This window comes from Termitidicoccus mucosus, assembly GCF_038725785.1.
Classification (GTDB): Bacteria; Verrucomicrobiota; Verrucomicrobiia; order Opitutales; family Opitutaceae; genus Termitidicoccus; species Termitidicoccus mucosus.
On sequence record NZ_CP109796.1, the window covers coordinates 84,822 to 102,217 of the forward strand.

General features: G+C 64.6%; 11 protein-coding genes. 3 read left to right on the forward strand and 8 right to left on the reverse strand.

Annotation, left to right across the window (positions count from 1 at the left end; all coding sequences use genetic code 11):
- Positions 1–29: 29 nt before the first annotated feature.
- Entirely contained in the window at positions 30–2,888 is a 2,859-nt protein-coding gene (locus OH491_RS00310) for a type IA DNA topoisomerase (protein ID WP_068773006.1), read from the reverse strand.
- Positions 2,889–3,161: 273 nt separating this feature from the next.
- Here OH491_RS00310 and OH491_RS00315 point away from each other — a divergent pair, with 273 nt between their 5' ends.
- The 3 genes from OH491_RS00315 to OH491_RS00325 all read left to right on the forward strand — a co-directional run bounded on the left by OH491_RS00315 (position 3,162) and on the right by OH491_RS00325 (position 4,996).
- On the forward strand, positions 3,162–3,983 hold the full coding sequence (locus tag OH491_RS00315; RefSeq protein WP_068773005.1) for an adenosylcobinamide-GDP ribazoletransferase: 822 nt from the start codon (positions 3,162–3,164) through the stop codon (positions 3,981–3,983).
- A gap of 98 nt (positions 3,984–4,081) precedes the next feature.
- On the forward strand, positions 4,082–4,525 hold the full coding sequence (locus OH491_RS00320) for an Asp23/Gls24 family envelope stress response protein (protein WP_068773049.1): 444 nt from the start codon (positions 4,082–4,084) through the stop codon (positions 4,523–4,525).
- A 54-nt stretch (positions 4,526–4,579) separates the two neighbouring features.
- On the forward strand, positions 4,580–4,996 hold the full coding sequence (locus OH491_RS00325; protein WP_068773004.1) for a DUF6286 domain-containing protein: 417 nt from the start codon (positions 4,580–4,582) through the stop codon (positions 4,994–4,996).
- Between the two features lie 225 nt (positions 4,997–5,221).
- On the opposite strand, the gene OH491_RS00330 is transcribed toward OH491_RS00325, so the two are convergent.
- From OH491_RS00330 to OH491_RS00360, 7 genes are all read right to left on the reverse strand, one after another.
- Positions 5,222–6,634, reverse strand: coding sequence for a glycoside hydrolase family 88/105 protein (locus OH491_RS00330; RefSeq protein ID WP_068773003.1), 1,413 nt, complete (start codon positions 6,632–6,634; stop codon positions 5,222–5,224).
- Between the two features lie 141 nt (positions 6,635–6,775).
- Positions 6,776–8,398, reverse strand: a complete 1,623-nt coding sequence (locus OH491_RS00335; protein ID WP_068773002.1) for a glycoside hydrolase family 43 protein — start codon at positions 8,396–8,398, stop codon at positions 6,776–6,778.
- Positions 8,399–8,407: 9 nt separating this feature from the next.
- Positions 8,408–9,331 (reverse strand): pectinesterase family protein, encoded by a 924-nt coding sequence (locus OH491_RS00340; protein WP_068773048.1) that lies wholly within the window; start codon positions 9,329–9,331, stop codon positions 8,408–8,410.
- Positions 9,332–9,513: 182 nt separating this feature from the next.
- The gene (locus OH491_RS00345) at positions 9,514–10,938 is read right to left on the reverse strand and encodes an MFS transporter (protein ID WP_068773001.1); all 1,425 of its coding nucleotides are present in this window, start codon (positions 10,936–10,938) and stop codon (positions 9,514–9,516) included.
- Positions 10,939–11,388: 450 nt separating this feature from the next.
- The gene (locus OH491_RS00350) at positions 11,389–13,071 is read right to left on the reverse strand and encodes a sodium:solute symporter (RefSeq protein WP_068773000.1); all 1,683 of its coding nucleotides are present in this window, start codon (positions 13,069–13,071) and stop codon (positions 11,389–11,391) included.
- 124 nt (positions 13,072–13,195) lie between these two features.
- A complete protein-coding gene (locus OH491_RS00355; RefSeq protein WP_068772999.1) occupies positions 13,196–15,772 on the reverse strand; it encodes a glycoside hydrolase family 3 C-terminal domain-containing protein in 2,577 nt (858 codons plus the stop codon).
- A gap of 133 nt (positions 15,773–15,905) precedes the next feature.
- A complete protein-coding gene (locus OH491_RS00360) occupies positions 15,906–17,330 on the reverse strand; it encodes a glycoside hydrolase family 28 protein (RefSeq protein ID WP_084442703.1) in 1,425 nt (474 codons plus the stop codon).
- Positions 17,331–17,396: the final 66 nt, after the last annotated feature.

Here is a 17,396-nt window from a genome sequence, read left to right on the forward strand (position 1 = left end):
GCCGAACCGCAGAAACTAAGCTGAAACGCTCACCTCGGCGGGAACTCGAAATCGGCCTTCTTTTTGTCCTTGGAGAGCACCAGGTAGGCATTGAAGTGCGTGCCTCGCTTGGAGACGAAGCCTTCGATCAGATTCGTTTTGCCGTCGGTGAGGAGCTGGCGGATCTCGGATTCGGGCAGGTCTTTCTGGCAGAGGTTGCGCTTCACCTCGAAAACGATGCGCGGCGCGTCATCGGCGCCGGGTTTGGCGACTATATAGGCGTCGTCGGTTTTATAGAGCGTGCCCTCGGGATGAAGTCTGCTTTCGCCGAGGTTTTCCGCCTTGGCGAGGTCGGGCGCGGCCTTCGCTTTTCGCTCGACGGGCTTGCCGTCCTTGCCGGTTTTCGGCGCGCGCGGCGGAAATTCCCACGCGATGCGCGCGCCTTTGCGGATGAGGTGCGCGTCGAAGGGGCGTCCGCGTTTGGATATGAAACCCTGGATGAGATCGGTCTTGCCGGTGGTGACGAGCTGGATGGCCTGCGCGGGCTCGATGGGTTTCTGGCACATGAGGCGGCCGACGGAGAAGGTCTGTTTCCAGCCACCCTCGGCGCCGGGGTCGCGTTCGCGGAGGATGTAGTTCGTCGGGGCTTCGCAGAGTTCGGCGCCGGTGGACGGGTCGGTCCAGATGGGCGCGAGGGCGCCGAGGTCGATTTTGTTGCCGAAGTCGAGTTCGACTTTTTTCTTCGTTTCGTCCTTGGGGTCGGGGACGAGGCGGAGCTTGGCGGGGAAGCGGTTGCCGGTGCGGGGAGAGACAAAGCCGTCGAGGGGGCCGATCTCGCCGGCGGCGACAAGCTGGCGGACTTCCTCCTCCTCGATTTTCCGGCCGGTGATGACTTTGTAGATGGCGAGGGCGCCGTCCTCGGATTTGTAGGCGCGGAGGGTTTCGCGCAGCGGTTTTTGGTCGGTGGGGGAGATGATATCGGTGACGCGCGCGGCGGAGTCGTCCTCCTCGTAGGTTTTGGTGCGCTCGACGATGCCTTGGGTGACGTCGATGATCTCGCGCATGAACTGGTCGCGGGAAAAGTGGCCGTGCTCCATCCGGCGGAGTTTGTATTCCCATTCGCCGGTCATGTCGGGCTTGGTGAGCGTCTCGGCGCGGACGGCGGCGAGAAATTCGAGGAGCGACTCGGCCTTGGGCGTGGGCGCGAGTTCGCGGCCGTTGCGCTCCATGTATTTCTGGTTGATGAGACCGTCGATGGTGTCGGCGCGGGTGGCGGGCGTGCCGAGTCCGCGTTCCTTCATGGCGTCGGCCAGGTCCTCGTCCTCGACGAGTTTGCCCGCGCCTTCCATGGCGGAGAGCAGCGTGGCCTCGGTGTAGCGCGGGGGCGGCTTGGTGGTCTCGGCGTGGAGGCGCGTGTCGGCGACGCGCGCCTGGTGGTTGTCGGCGGGCGCGAGGGCGGGGAGGGGAGGGGAAATTTTCGATTTACGATTTACGATTTTCGATTGGTCGGAGTCGAAGGGAGCGGGTGGTTCCTCGTCCACGGTGGTGCGTCCGTAAACGGCGAGCCAGCCGGGAGAGGTGAGCACTTTGCCCTCGGTTTTGAACTGGTGCTTTTCCGCGATGGTGGTAAGGCGGGTGGTGACATCGAACTCGGCGGCGGGGTGGAAAACGGCGACGAAGCGGCGGGCGATCATGTCGAAGACCTTGGCCTCGATGTCGTCGAGTTTGCGGTGTTCCGCGCCGGTGGGGATGATGGCGAAGTGGTCGCTGATTTGCGCGTTGTTGAAAATGCGTTTGTTGGGCCGGAGCCAGCCGGAGTCGAGGACGCGGCGGGCATGCGGCGCGAGGTCGTCGGTGAAGGAGCCCAGGACTTCGCGGCAGGTGGGAATGTAGTCCTCGGGGAGCGCGCGGGAATCGGTGCGCGGGTAGGTGATCAGCTTGTGCTTCTCGTAGAGAGCCTGCGCGATCTGGAGGGTGCGGCGGGCGGAGAGGCCGAGGCGGTTGTTGGCCTCGCGCTGGAGCGTGGTGAGGTCGTAGAGGCGGGGCGCGATTTGCGTGGCGGCCTTTTTTTCTTCGGTGACGGCGGCGGTGGTCGAGGCGCGGCATTCGGCGAGGAGCGCCTCGGCGGCGGCGGGGTCCCAGATGCGGTCGGCGCGGTCGTGTTCGTTGGCCGGGTCTTTCTTGAAATCGGGGCGCTGGTAGGCGCCTTCGTAATCGCCGTTGGTGATGGCGAAGGTGGCGGTGAGGCGGTGGTAGCCGCGCGGGGTGAAGTTGCGGATTTCGAGCTCGCGGGCGACGACGATGGCGAGCGTGGGCGTCTGCACGCGGCCGACGGAGGCGACGTTGCCGGCGCGGGAGCCGAACATGCGCTTGGTGAGGGCGCGGGTGCCGTTGATGCCGATGAGCCAGTCGCTTTCGGAGCGGCAGCGGGCGGCGTCGGCGAGGCCGGCCATCTGGCCGCCGTCGCGGAGGCTGGCAAAGGCGGCGCGGATGCCTTCGGACGTCATGGTCTGCATCCAGGCGCGCTTGATGGGGAGCTTGGATTTGGCGAGCTGGTAGATGTAGGTGAAGATCAGCTCGCCCTCGCGCCCGGCGTCGCAGGCGTTGATGACCTGGTCGATGTCCTTGCGGGCGAGCAGTTTTTTGAGGAGGGCGAACCGGTCCTTGGACTCGGCGATGGGCTTGAGTTCGAATTTGTCGGGGATGATCGGCAGCGTCTCGAGGCGCCAGAAGCCGTATTTTTTCTTGTCGATGTCCTCGGGCATGAGCAACTCAACGAGGTGGCCGACCGCCGCCGCGATGACGTATTCGTCATTTTCGTAGTGGTCGCCTTTCTTCGGGATTTTGCCGAGCGCGCGCGCAAGGTCGGCGGCCACGGACGGTTTTTCCGCAATGATGAGTGACTTCATGTAAGGGGCAGGCGGTTAGGGGGCGGACGGCTGTTTTTCAAGGGTTTTGTTTTGGGGAGGAAATTTTTCGGGGTAAAAGTGAGGGAGGCGCCCATTGTAAATCGTTCTCGTTTTCTTACTCGTTCTCTCAGATTTCCGCGACGGGCGCTCCGACAGACAAAAAGCAGAAAGGAGAACGAGTAAGAAAACGAGAACGATTGCGGAGGGGGCGGCCTCGTCTTGGGCACATCATTTGTTGCATCCACAACCGCCCGGACGCACGCTGAGCCCCCGATGTCCTCGTTTCTGCGCAACGAATTTCGCGCCCTGCATTCCGCCGTGATGTTTTTCACGCGCATCCCGCTGCCCTCGCTCGCGCATCACGAGGACGCCGACTTGCAGCGTTCCTCGACGTATTTCCCGCTCGTCGGCTGGCTGGTCGGCGCGGTGGCCGCGGCGGTCTGGTGGGCCGGGCTGGAGGTGTGGACGCCCGCCGTCGCCAGCGGAGCGAGCCTGGCGGCGACGCTGCTGCTCACGGGCGCGTTTCACGAGGATGGATTTGCCGACATGTGCGATGGGTTCGGCGGCGGGCACACGCGCGAGCGCGTCATGGAGATCATGCGCGATTCGCGCATCGGGGCGTTTGGCGCGATCGGGCTGGTGGTGATGCTCGGCTTGAAATGGCACGCGGTGGCGGCGCTCGCGGGCGCGGCCCGGCCGGGCGACGGCGGCGCCGCGGCGGGCTGGTCCGCGTTTCCCGCGCTGCCGCCCGGGCTGCTGGTCCCCGCGATCATCCTTGCGGCGCACGCGGTGTCGAGGGGGGCGGCGATCTCGTTGCTGGCCACGCTGCCCTATGCGCAGGAGACGGGAAAGGCCAAGCCGCTCTCGACCCGGCTGCGCGGCGGGCGGCTCGTCGTGGCGATGCTGCTGGCGCTCGCGCCGCTGGCGTTGCTCCCGGGGCGGCTTTGGTGGGGGCTCGCCGCCATCGGGCTGGCGCGCACGTGGATGGCATGGCGGTTCAGGCGGCGCATCGGCGGCTACACCGGCGATTGCCTCGGGGCCGCGCAACAGGTCTGCGAACTGGTTTTTTATCTCACGGTGCTGGCGCTGTTATAAGACCCGGCGCGGGTGCCGGCGACGGATGTTTTTAGTTGTGCAAACTTTTCATCCCCGCTCTTGCAACCAACGCCGCGGCGCGGCTACTTATTGTGCGCATGGCTGACAACGAGTTCACCACCTCCTCCTTTCGCGACGACGAGCAACCCGAGCTCGGCGACATCAAGATCAATCACAATGTCATCGCCAGCATCGTGCGCCTCGCCGCCTCGCAAGTCCCCGGCGTGTCCGGTGTCGGCGGCGGCTTCGCGGACGATCTCACCGAGCTTTTTACGAAGCGCGAGACCGACCATCGCGGCGTCAAAATCGTGGAGGACTCCGACGACGCCTATGCCATCGAGGTGCGCATCATCATCACCTACGGATTCGAGATCGGAAAAACCGCGCTGGACGTGCAGCTCGCCGTGCACAAGCAAGTCATGGGCATGACCGGCAAAAACGTGTCGCGCGTCGATGTGATCGTCGAAGGCGTGCGCCTGCCCTCGGACACCGCGACGTCCGACAAAAACGACACGTTCTGGCCCGACACCGACACGGACTGAGTCCGCTGATTCCCTCTTTTTTCCCCGTCCATTATTCCCTCACCCAACCGCGCCGTGTTTACCCGGATCACCCAATTCTTTGTCAACTCACCCGTCGAAATCCTCGTCCTGTGGGGCCTCGTCGTGGTGCTGGTCATCGTGCTGATTTTCAGCCGTCCCTCGCGCGTGACGCTCGCGACCGGAAAAGACGGCTCGCTACAAATCTCCCGCCACGCGCTGCACCGGCTGATCGAGGCATGCTGCGAACAAGTGAAGGGGGTCGATTCCGCTCGGGCGACCGTGTCGGGCAGCGCGGGCAGGTTCAAAACCCGCATCCGCTTGAAAGTGCGCCCCGACGCGAAGCTCGATGCCATCCAAGGCTACCTTACGCAGGAAGTGGCGGGCATTTACCGCGAGAATCTCGGCATCGAAAACGAGGGCCCGGTCGAAATCGACATCACGGGCGTCGTGCCGGAGGAAAAAGGATTCTGAGCATCCCCGTCTGCGCGGTCAATATTACCATTTCCGAATGAAATTTATCCTTTTGGAGGGACGGCCCGGAGGCCGTTGCTCCAAAAAGACAGAAGCCGCTAAAGTCTAAAAACAGTCCGGAATTGGTGTAATCATTGGGTCACAATCCCGGTCTGCCCGAGGCTTCCGGGGCATCACCCATGGCTGCGCGCTCCGCCGGCGGGGGAGGACCGCCCGCCCGGCGCTCTACTCGCCCGGCACATAGTGGTAGGTGCGGACCTTGTATTGGATGTCGAGTTTCGGATTTTCCAGAAGGCGGATCATTTCCGCCCCCGCGAGCAACACGGGGCCATAGCCGTGCGTCACGTAGGGACTCACGGGGCGATTGTAGTAATAGACGTGATCGCTGGCAAAGGTCGTGCCGACGCAGGTGCCTTCGACCTGCCCGCGGGAGTTGACTTGCTGCGCGACGGCAATCCAGCCGGCTTGCGCCACCGAGCCGTAGCTCACGGGGCTTATCCATCCGCGATTGATGGCGCGGGCGATGCCATACACAAACATGGCCGAGGCGGAGGTTTCGAGGTAGGAATCGTTCTTGTCGAGCATCTGGTGCCAGAGGCCCGCGCCGGACTGGAGTTTGGCGACGGCATGGATGTGTTTGCGCAGGTAATCCAGGATTTGCGCGCGCCGCGGATGCTCCGCCGGAAGCACGTCGAGGAGTTCCACGGTCGCCATCATGGCCCAGCCGTTGGCGCGCCCCCAGTAGAATTCGGGATTGTCGGGCTGGTTGGCATTCCATCCGTGGGCGTAGAGCCCGGTTTTCTCGTCGAAAAGTTTTCCAGAAAATTGCACGACCTGCCGCGCCGCGTCATCGAGCCAGGCGGGATCGCCGGCGAGAACGCCCATTTGCGCGAGCGCGGGGATGCTCATGTAGAAATCGTCGCTCCAGAGGGATGACGGCTGGGGGCGCTGCCGGGCGAGCGTGCCGTCGGGAAGACGGTATTGTTTGTGCGCGATAAAATCCATCCAGCCATCGATGACGGGCTTCAGGTCGGGGCCGACGCCGGCGCGGCGCGCCTTGATGAGCGCCGCGCACATCGCGCCGCAGTCGTCGAGGGCGCGGGTGTGCAGGATGGCGCGGAAACTGTTCTTTTCGGGTTGCCCGAATTTCTCCGCCTGGGCGCGAAAGTAGGGCAATGCGTCGGCGATGAAGCGCATGTGCCGCTCGGTGAAGGCGGTGTATCTTTTGTCTCCGGTGACTTCCGCGCAGGAGAGCATACCGGCGTGGACGACGCCCATGGTGTAGTCAAAGTTGTAGAAATACCCGCCCTCGCCCCGGTCGGCGACGGCGGTGGCGACGGGTGCGGCTTGCCAGTCGGTTATCTGGTCGCCGGTCCTCCGGTCGACGATGCGCGTCGCCGCGGCCTGGTCGAGAAACCCGCGCACGCGGTCGAGGACGGCGGTGATTTCCTCGCGGGTGGGTTTTTGATAGGGAACAGGGTAGGTGCCCTCGGAGAGATCGTAGGTGGATTTGTTGTCGCGGTTGCGATACGGTCCGTCGGCGCGCGCGGGGGCGGCGGCCAGCAGCGAGAGCGAGGCGGAAACGACGGCGATGGCCAGGAGGGAGAAGGCCGGGAGGGGGATGGTTTGGGTGTGCATGGCGGATTGTGCGAAATGGAGAGAGGGAGGAATTTTCGATTCTCGATTCTCGATTTTCGATTGGGCGCTACCGCGCCGGTTTGCCCGCCGGAGCAGAAGCTCCCTCAATCGAAAATCCAAAATCGAGAATCGAAAATCCAATCACGCGGTGACGGTGAACTGGCGGAAGGCGGCGGAGTCTCCGGGCCGGGAATCCGGGAGAGCGGAGGCGAAGAGGCCGACCTTGGCGCCGACCCAGCGGCTCGATGTGGCCTGGAACACGCCGCCGATGGGAATGAAGGTTTTGCCGTCGTCGCTGCGGCTGAAACGGCATTCGGCGTGCGGGGTGACGGTGACGCGCAGAAACACCTCCGACGAGGCGACCCCGGCGGAGGCCACGATGTGCTCCCGCGCCGCCGCCTCGTGGGCGTCGTGACAGGTGACCAGGAGGAGCCGGAGCGCGCCGTCCTCGCGGCGGAGGCCGAGCCACGCGTAGTTGTATCCGAAAACCATGAGGCCGGCCGTGCCGCCCTCGCCCGAGGGCGCGAATCGCATCGCGACGGTGGCGGTGAACGCGGGGGCCGGGAATTTTTGCAAAAGCAGGTTCGGGCTCAGCCAGTGGGAATGCGGTTCGGGAGTCGGCACGCAGGCGAGGTGCAGGGTTTGCGCGGCGGTGTCGATGCGCGCCCATGCTTCGCGCGGGTTGGCCTGCCATTGCCATTGGCGTCCGAGCCGGGCCGACGAAAAATCGTCCGAGGTGGCGGGTTCGGCCGCGACCGCGGCCGTGTTCGCGGAGGAGGAGGAGGCCGTTCGCGGCATGGCATGGCGGAGCACGGGATGCCCCGGGGCGTCCCCTTCGGCGGCGGACCCGGCGGCGGTGCCCATGCGCGGCCAGTCGTCCTTGCCCCAAGTCATCGGCTGGAGGTGCACGACGCGTCCCATCGCGGGGATTTCCTGGAAATGGAGGAACCAGTGCTCGCCCAACGGCGTGTCCACCCAGGCCCCTTGATGGGGGCCGTTGACATGAGTGTTGCCGCGCTCGAGCGTGATGCGGTCCTCGTAGGGGCCGTCGATGTTGCGGGAACGGAACACCGCCTGATAGCCGGTGCCAACGCCGCCGGCGGGCGCGAAGATGTAATACCAGCCGTTTCGTTTGTAGAATTTCGGCCCCTCGATGGTATTCCAGCCGGGCATGGCATTGCCGTCTATGACCACCCGGCCCTCGTCGGCGACGGAAAGGCCGTCGGCGGCGAGCCGGTGAAGCGTGATGATGTTGCAAATGCCGGAGCGGCTTTTGGCCCAGCCATGCACGAGCCAGACCCGGCCGTCGTCGTCCCAGAGCGGGCACGGGTCGATGAGGCCCTTGCCTCCCTTGACGAGCACCGGGTCGCTCCACCCGCCGCGCGGGTCGCGCGCGGTGATGGCGTAGATGCCGAAATCTGGGTCCGGATAATAAATCCAGAACAGGCCCGCGTGGTGGCGGAGCGCGGGAGCCCACACGCCATGACCGTGGCGGACGCCGGAATAGTGTTTGCCCGGGACGAGCGCGGGCAGGGCGTGGTTGACGAGCGTCCAATTGACGAGGTCGCGCGAGTGCAGGACGGGCAGGCCGGGGACGTGGCAGAAACTGGATGAGATCATCCAGTAATCGTCGCCGACGCGGATGGCGTCGGGGTCGGAGTAATCCGCGTTGAGCACCGGGTTTTTATACGTGCCATCGCCGAGGTCGGGGCGCCACGCGGGCCGGGTTGGAGAAGGGGAGGGAGATGCGGTGGCTGAGTGCATAGGTCTAAATCATCGTGACGGGCCGGCCTGGCGGAACGGGCTCCATCCGTCGCCGAGCACGGCGGATGGCGTGATGGCGGCCGCCTCGGCGGCGGCGAGCTGGCGCGACCATGCGGCGCGCCGCGAGGCGTCCGCGCCGGGGCCGGTGTTGGCGTGCTCGGCGTAGCGCACCGTTTTTTCGGGCTCGGCGACTTTCCATTGCTGCCATCCTTCCGGGCGCACGCACGGGCCGAGTTCGCAGTTCATGAAGAGCGTCGCGGCGTGCTGGCGCCAGGGGCGGCCCAGGTAGGTTTTTATATTGTCGGCGGACGCGGTGACGCGGCAGCGGTTGAAAACATACCCGTGCGCCGCGTCGGCAGGCGTCGAGGCCGCGGTGATGTAGCCGTTGCCATCGACGCGGATGTCGCAGTTTTCGAACCACGCGGTGGCCCCGCCAAAAATGAAATCGACCGCCCCGGCGACAAGGCAGGCCTCGAAATACTGGCGTCCGCGATTGATTAAAATGGTGTCCTGCCAGCCGAGAAAGCGGCAGCGGCGAAAGGCGGCCCGATCGCCGTCCACGCGGATGGCGAGCGCCTGGCTGCCGGGGCCGAAGCTGTTTTCGACGGTGAGGTTTTCGAGCGTGAAGTCGTCGGCGTCGACTTGCATGGTCGCGGTGCGGAAGGTGCCGATGGGTTTGCCGTCGGGGCTGGGAAGATTGGCATTGAGCGCGGCGGTGATCACCGTGTTGCCGGCGTCCTCGCCGACGAGCCGCACGCCGCGCTTCTCCCGCTGCACATAGACGACCTCGCGGTAGGTTCCGGGCTTCACCAGAATCGTCCACGGCGCGCCGGCCGACGAGGTCTGCGGCGCCTTGTCGACGGCCTCCTGCACGGTGGCGTAATCACCCGTGCCGTCGGCGGCGACAACGGCGTCGGCGCGGGCGGCATGCAACGGACCGCGCGCGCATAAATCCCAAATCCCCAAATCCCAAATCCCAAAAAAACTCCAAAAGACCAAATTCCAAAAAAACAAAGAGCGGGCGGACGAGGGATTTCTTTGGGTTTTGTTCATTGGAATCTGTTTTTTGTGATTTGGAATTTTGTGATGTGGGATTTGGAGCGCGGCGGCCCTCGTCAGTTTTTGGGCGCGGTTGCATCCGCCTCCGGTGACTGCGGGATGCGCGGGACGAGGAGCTGGATGGCGATGAGCGAGAACACATACATCAGCGAGGCCCACGCGAAAACCAGCACGTAGCTGCCCGTCTTCTCAAGAATCTGGCTGGTCAACCAAGACACCACCCCGCCGGTGAAATACGTGACAAAACCGCCGAAGCCCACGACGGTGCTCACCGCTTTTTTCGGCAGGCAGTCCGACACGAAACTGAAAAGATTGGCCGACCAGCCCTGATGCGCGGAGCCGGCGATGCCGACGATGAGCACCGTAAGCCAGATGCCCGGCGCATAAGGCGCGAGAAACACCGGCACAACCGCGAGCGCGCAGACGAGCAGCGAGATTTTCCGGGCCGCGTTGATGCTCCAGCCGCGATCCATGAACTTGCCCGCGAGCCAGCCGAACACCACGCCGCCTACGGCCGCGAGCGCGTAAAAAATGCCTGTCCAGACACCAGTCGCCTGAAGCGGGAGGTGGTAGCGTTTATCAAGAAAATCGGGCAGGAAAAATTGATAAAAACCCCAGACCGGCCCGGCGAGGATACCGGCGATAATATAGGCCCAGACCGCGCGATACCCGAGCAGCACGCGCCAGCGCACGGGCTCCGCTTTTATTGCGACCCCGGACCGCGCGCCGGGCATTCCGCCCATGATATAGGCGCGCTCGGCATCGGAGACACGGCGGCTTTTTTCGGGCGATTCATACAAGAACCACCAGGCGACCAGCCACACAAAGCCGAGCGCCCCGGTGATGTAGAAAGTGGATTCCCAGCCCACATGCTTGAGCAGCCACGGCACACCGACCGGGCAGAGGACGGCGCCGACATTGGTGCCGGCGTTGAAAAGGCCCGTGGCGAGCGCTCGCTCGCGCTGCGGAAACCATTCCGCGACGGCCTTGATCGCGCCGGGAAAATTTCCGCCCTCGGTGAGACCCAGCGCGATGCGGGCCATCATGAAGCCGAGCGCCGTCGAAGGCAGCGCAAGCGTGGCCCAGAAGAAGCCTTTTTGCGCGAAGGAAAACCACGGGTAGGCCATGCTGAATCGCGCCTCGACCGGAATGAGGCCGCACAGGCCGTGCGCCATGGCCGCCAGGCTCCAGAAAAACACAAAGCCCGGCAGCCCGTAACGCACGCCGAAGCGCTCGATCAAGCGCCCGCCGATGAGGTAGCCGAAGGCGTAGGCGAAGCTGAACGCGGCGGTGATGACGCCGTAGTCGCTCTCGCTCCAGCCGAGCGCCTCGCTGAGCGGCATTTTCAGGATGCCGATGATGTTCCGGTCGATGTAATTCAACGCGACCGAGAAAAAAAGCAGCGCGCAGATGACCCAGCGGAAATGACCGCCGGCATGGGGGCCTGGCGAAGAGGGGCGGACGGCGTCGGGAGAGGGCATGGGAACGGTTGGCGGGGAGGATGGTTAACGCTTCGCGGGAGAAACAGGATGATGGAAAAAATGGACAGTCAGTGAAACAAGGCGGGAAGGCGAGCCCGGCGAGTGTGCAGGGGAGCGGGCGCGCAGGGCAACAGATGTCCTGCGCGCATTGTTGACCTGGGGCGCGCGACGACGGGCGGGGGCGTCGGGTTTCCCGACTTGGCGCGTTTTTCGTTTAATGGGCCGCAAAATCCAATCAAGGCGCGGCAGCGCGTAGCGCAGGCATCCCTGCCTGCTATCGCGATGGGGTCGCGCGAAGCGCGGCATTTATTTTGGGGAAAGAGATAAAGTCAGCGGCGCTTCGCGCCTTCGGTTTCGACGGCAGGCACGGATGCCTGCGCTACGCGCTGCCGCGCAAAGCTGTAATCACGCCAAAACAGATACGCGAGCCGTCCCTGCCGGTTGCGGCACCTAGGCCAGCCAGCAGGTGAAATAGGCATACACGCCGAGCACGATGCCGATGACGGCGAGCGAGCCGGCTACATCCACCCAGTTCCAGCTGGCGCGGTTTTCCGCGCGCTGCTCCGGCGTGGTGGAGCCGTAGGTGAGCCCGGCGATTTGCGCCGCGGGCGGCGGCGGCGCGAGCAGCGAAACCGCGATCACCAGCACAATGCTGAAGAGGAACAGCAGGCCGGAAAAATAATAGCCGTTGTATTGGCCTATCGAATACAGCACGCCGTCGTCGCCGAGCGCGCCGCTTTTGGCCAGCGTCTGGACCGTGAGCTTGGCCATGCCGAGGACGAAGCCGACGACGAGGCCGGCCAGCGCCCCGCGCGCATTGATGCGCCGGGAAAAGAGCCCGAGCAGGAACACCGCCGTGATCGGGGGCGCGAGGAAGCTTTGCACGTTTTGCAGGTAGTCGTAGAGCCCCGTGTTTCCTTCGGAGATTTTTTTCATGATCGGAATCCAGATGATGCCGCACACGACCACCACCACGGTGGCGAAGCGGCCCACGCGCACCTGCTTCGTCTCGCTCGCGCCGGGAAACAGCTTGTTGTAAATGTCCACGGTGAACAGCGTCGCGCACGAGTTGAAGAGCGACGCGAGCGAGGACATGAGCGCGGAGAGCAGCCCCGCGACGACGAGGCCGCGCACCCCCACCGGCAGGAGCGCCTGCACCATCGTGGCGAACACGGCGTCGCCGAGAAGCTCGCCCGAGCCGTCGTGCTTGAGCGGGATGTGAATCAGGCCCTTCTGGTGAAGCGCGTAGCCGATCATGCCCGGGATCAGGAAGATGAAAACGGGCCACAATTTCAGGAAACCGCCCCAGATCGCGCCGCGCCGCGCGTCGCGCAGGCTTTTCGCGGCGAGGGCGCGCTGCACGATGTATTGGTCGGTGCACCAATACCAGATGCCGATGACGGGAGAGGCGATCATGACTCCGAGCCAGGGAAAATTCGCGTCGGTGTTCGGGCGCCACAGCGCGAACCTGTCGGCGTTCGGTTTTACCGCTGCGACCAGTTCGTCCCAGCCGCCGAGCGCGCGCAGGCCAACCCACGATATTATAAACGAGCCGAGCAGCAGGACGAAGGTCTGCGCGACCTCCGTATAGACGACGGCGCGCATCCCGCCGAGAACCGTATAGATTCCGGTGAGCACGACCGTGGCGAGCGCGCCGATCCAGAACGCGTTTTCGGGCGAGCCGAAGGTATCGGGCAGGAGGGTCTGGAACACGAGCGCGCCGGCATAGACCGTGACGGCGACCTTGGTGAAGACGTAGGCGACGAGGCTGACGATGGAGAGCACCCAGCGCGTCTTGGTATTGAAGCGGCGTTCCAGAAACTCGGGCATCGTGAACACGCCGGCGCGGTGGTAGAACGGGACAAACACCCATGCGAAGAGGATCATGATCCACGCGTGCAGCTCCCAGTGCGCCTGCGCCATGCCGTTGTTGGCGCCGGAGCCGGCGAGCCCCACGATGTGCTCGGAGCCGATGTTGGAGGCGAAGAGCGAGCAGCCGACGACGAACCAGCCGATATGGCGCCCGGCGAGGAAATAGTCCTCCGTGCTTTTTTGCTTGAGCGAGGAACGCCAGACGATGCCCGCGATGAGGCAGAAATAAACGCCGATTATAATCCAGTCGAGTGTGGTCATGGGTGAGGGGAGGTGGGTGTATTAAGGTGGCACAGGCATAGCGGACTGCCGGCCTTCGGCCTCGAGACCTGCCTGCGCAACGATCGCATGCAATAAGGATTTCCGCACAGGGGGAATGCCCGTGCTACTTTACCGTCACGCTGGCCGACAGCGCCGGTCGGTCGGACGCGGGGCCGGCGGTGAATTGCCAGGCGCCGGGATCGACGACGTAGCTCCTTTCCTCAATGCTCCAGCGGCGCAGGCGCGCGGCAGGCACGGGAATTTCGACGGTCCTGGTTTCGCCCGCCTTCAGCGACACCCGCTTGAAGCCGGCCAACTGGCGGAGCGGCATCGGCACGGGAGGGTTCACGGCCGTGGCATAGACTTGTATCACCTCGTCGCCGTCGCGCGGGCCGGAGTTTTTTATGGTCACGCTCGCGGTGATGGTGTCGCCGGGCGCCGCGGTTTCCGGGCTGAGTTTGATCTTATCATAATCAAAGGTCGTGTAGGACAACCCGTGGCCGAAGGCATAGAGCGGCCGGTCGCTGAAATAACGATAGGTGCGGCCGGCCATGGCGTAGTCGTCGAAGGGCGGGAGCTGGCTGTCGTCCTGGTAGAAGGTGACCGGCAGCCGGCCCGCCGGGTTGGTCTCGCCAATCAACGCTTCGGCGACAGCGTCGGCGCCGCGTTGTCCGTAATACCACGCCAGCAGGACGGCGTTCGGTTTCCCCTGGTCAAAGCTGATGGCGCTGCCGCCGGTGAGGACGAGCACGGTGGGTTTGCCCAAGGCGCAGACTTTTTCGAGCAGCACGCGCTGTGTTTCCGGGAGGGCGAGGGTGAGGCGGTCGCCGCCGCTGAAGCCCTCGGCGGTCACGGTCATGGATTCGCCTTCGAGGTCGGGCGTGAGTCCGAGCGTGAGGATGATGTGTCCGGCTTGGCGCGCGGCGGCCATGGCGCGTTCGAGGGCGTCGTTGTTGCCGGGGGCGATCCAGCCGAGTTGCACGCGGCCTTTCCCGGTGAGCTGCGCGTATTCGAGGCGGATGTCGCAGGCCCGGCCGGCGTCGAGTGCGACGGTGGCGCTGAGCGGGCGCTCGGGGTCGCGACGCCAGGAGTCGATGACGCGCTTGTCGTCGATGTAGAGGCGCACGGCGCCCTCGGCGACGACGCCGAGGGTGTATTCGCCGGTCGAGGGCGGGACCATCACGCCGGTCCAGCGCAAGGAGGCGTTGGCGACGGGAATGTCGCCGGCGGGCTGGGTTTCGTCCCATTGCAAATCCACCTGCCCATGCGTGCGGGCGGCCACGAGCCGGCCCGCGAGAACCGGCTTTTTGGCGTCCTGTTTTTCATGGGCAAAAATCTCGGCGCGCAGGCCGGGCGTGGCGCGGGTGGCGTCGGTGAAGAGCACGCCCGGCGGGATGGGGTCGCCGGTGACGCGAAAGCCCTTGACGAGCGGGACGGCGGGCTCGGCGAGGACGCGGATGCCGCGTGCTTCGAATTTGGCGCGGATGCCGTCGGCGAGCGTGACTTTGCGCGAGGGGGTGCCGGCGTAGTTGCCGAGGAGGGCGGATTCCTCGAAACCGGCGGGGCCGAGGATGGCGACGGTCTTGAGTTTCGCGGGGTCAAGCGGAAGCGTGCCGTCGTTTTTGAGGAGCACGAGGCTCTGGCGCGCAGCTTCGAGCGCGAGCCGGTCGTGCGCGGGCGAATCGTTTTCGCTGATGGGGATGGCTCGGTAGGGGACGCGCTCCGGCGGGTCGAACTGGCCGAGCATGAAGCGGAGCTTGAGGAGTCGCCGCAGCGCGCGGTCGAGGTCGGCTTCGGTGACGAGCCCGCGTTTGAGGGCGTCGCCGAGCGCCTCGTAGGTGCGGCCCGAGCAGAGTTCGTTGCCCGCCTTGATCGCGAGCGCGCCGGCCTCGGCGGCGTCGGCGGCGAAGCCGTGGCCGTTGGGCCGCCAGAGGTCGGAGACGTTGTCCACGTCGCCGACGACGGCGCCGTCGAAAAGCCATTCGCCGCGCAGGATGCCGGTGAGCAAGGCGGCGTTCGCGGGGGCGGGGATGCCGTTGACGGCGTTGTAGGCGCTCATGATCGACAGCGCGCCGCCCTCGCGGATGCCGGCTTCAAAGGCGGGCAGGTAGGTTTCGCGCAAATCGCGTTCGGAGACGACGGCGTTGAACCTGTGCCGCAGGGGTTCGGGGCCGCTGTGGACGGCGAAGTGCTTCACGGTCGCGACCGTTTTCAGGTAATGCGGATCGCCGCCCTGCAGGCCGCGCACGAAGGCGACGGCGAGTTCGGCGGTGAGGAGCGGATCCTCGCCGTAGGTTTCCTGTCCCCGGCCCCAGCGGGGATCGCGAAAGATGTTTATGTTGGGCGACCAGATGGTGAGGCCCTGGTAGCGCTTCGTCGCACCGTTGTTTTTGGAGTTGGCGAGAAGGTCGTTGTTTTTGGCGCGGGCTTCGGTGGAGATGCTATCGGCAACGCGGAAGTGCAGCCCGGGATTCCATGTGGCGGCGAGGGCAATGGCTTGCGGGTAAACAGTCGCGGTGCCGTTGCGGCCGACGCCGTGGAGCGCCTCGTTCCACCAATCGTAAGCGGGGATTTCGAGTCGCGGGATGGCGGCGGAGGCCATCATGAGCTGCGAGATTTTTTCCTCAACGGTGAGACGAGAGATGAGGTCGTCGACGCGTTGCTCGACGGGAAGGTCGGGGTTGCGAAAGGCGGGCGGCATGTGGGTTTGTGTTTGTTGCGCGTGAGCAAAAGCGCACGTGATCAACGCGACAAAAACAAATGCCGGCGCAGATTTAACACAGGGGGAGGCAAACGTGAGCGTGCGCATGAGGTTTGATGACATAAAGCGCATGTTATTCGGCGACGAGCGGCGTGTCTTTGTGCGGCTTGCGGGTGCGCAGGCCGGCGGAGGAGGTTTCGGGCGCATTGCGCAGGGTGAGGGCGGGGCCGGAGTTGGTGTCGATGATCGTGTCGAGGAAGGTGATGTCGCGCGTGTTGGTGCAGGTGAATCCGCCCGCGGCCTGAATGCGCACATTGCTGAACACGATGTTCTCGATGGGCATTTCGCGGAGGCCGGTGATCGCGCCGGCGATTCTTGCGCCGCGCGCGCTGATGTTGCTGAACATGAAATTGCGGTAGCGCGGCGTGCCTTCGTCGACGGCGTGCCGGTCGTCGGCCGTGTCGCTGCCGGTGTAGAACGTCGTTATGATGAAGGGCGTGGGAACGTCCTGCATGACGATGTTGCCGACGGCGAGGCCCTCGACCACGCCGCCGCGTCCGCGTTGCGATTTGATGCGGATGCCGTTGTCGGTGCCCTGAAACACGCAATTCGTCACGGTGACGTTGCGCACGCCGCCGGACATTTCGCTGCCGATCACCACGCCGCCGTGGCCGTGATACATGACGCAGTTTGTAATGGTGACGTTTTCGGTGGGCTTGCCGATGCGGCGTCCGGCGGCGTCCTTGCCGGACTTGAGCGTCACGCAATCGTCGCCAGTGTCGATGCGGCAATTGGAGATGCGGACGTTGCCGCACGATTCGGGGTTGATGCCGTCGGTGTTGTGCGAGGCGTCGGGATCGTTGGTGATGGAGATGCCCGCGACGCGCACGAAGTCGCACAGCATGGGATGCACGGTCCACCCGGCGGAGTTTTGCAGGTTCACGTTTTCTATTAAAATATCGCGGCAGCGAAGCATGCGGATCATGTGCGGGCGGTCGCGCGAGAGCTTGGCGGCCTCGGCTTTTTGATAATCGGTGAGCGCGGGCAGTTTGTATTTTGCCGGGTTCCGCCACTCGACGCGTTTCCACCAAAGCTGTCCCTGTCCGTCGATGGTGCCGCGTCCGGTGATGGTTATGTTTTCGGCGTCCTCGGCGTAAATGAGCGAGGAGATCGCGCTGGCGCGGCCGTGTCCTCCGTCGCCCTCGCGCCAGATGTTTTCGGCGGGCGGATAGTCGTCGGGATTCACGCTGCCTAGAATCGTGGCGCCAGCTTCCATATACAAAGTAATATGGCTCTTGAGGCGGATGCTGCCCGTGTGATAACGCCCCGGAGGAACATATACAGTGCCGCCGCCCGCGGCTGCCGCGGCATCAATGGCGCGCGCGAAAGCGGCTGTGTCAAGCGTCGTGCCATCGCCGGTCGCGCCGTGATCGCGAATATTATAAAAATTACATGCATTCGGCGCGACGGATGCCGCGGGCGCGGCAAAGGCGCTCATATATAAAATGCAAAGCGCGGCGGCAAGAAGTGGGCGGAGGGAGTTTGCAAGGGTGGACATGGTGGATGCGGAGATGCGAGGGCGACTTGCGCCGGTTCGAAACGATGCAAAACGACGCAAGTCGGA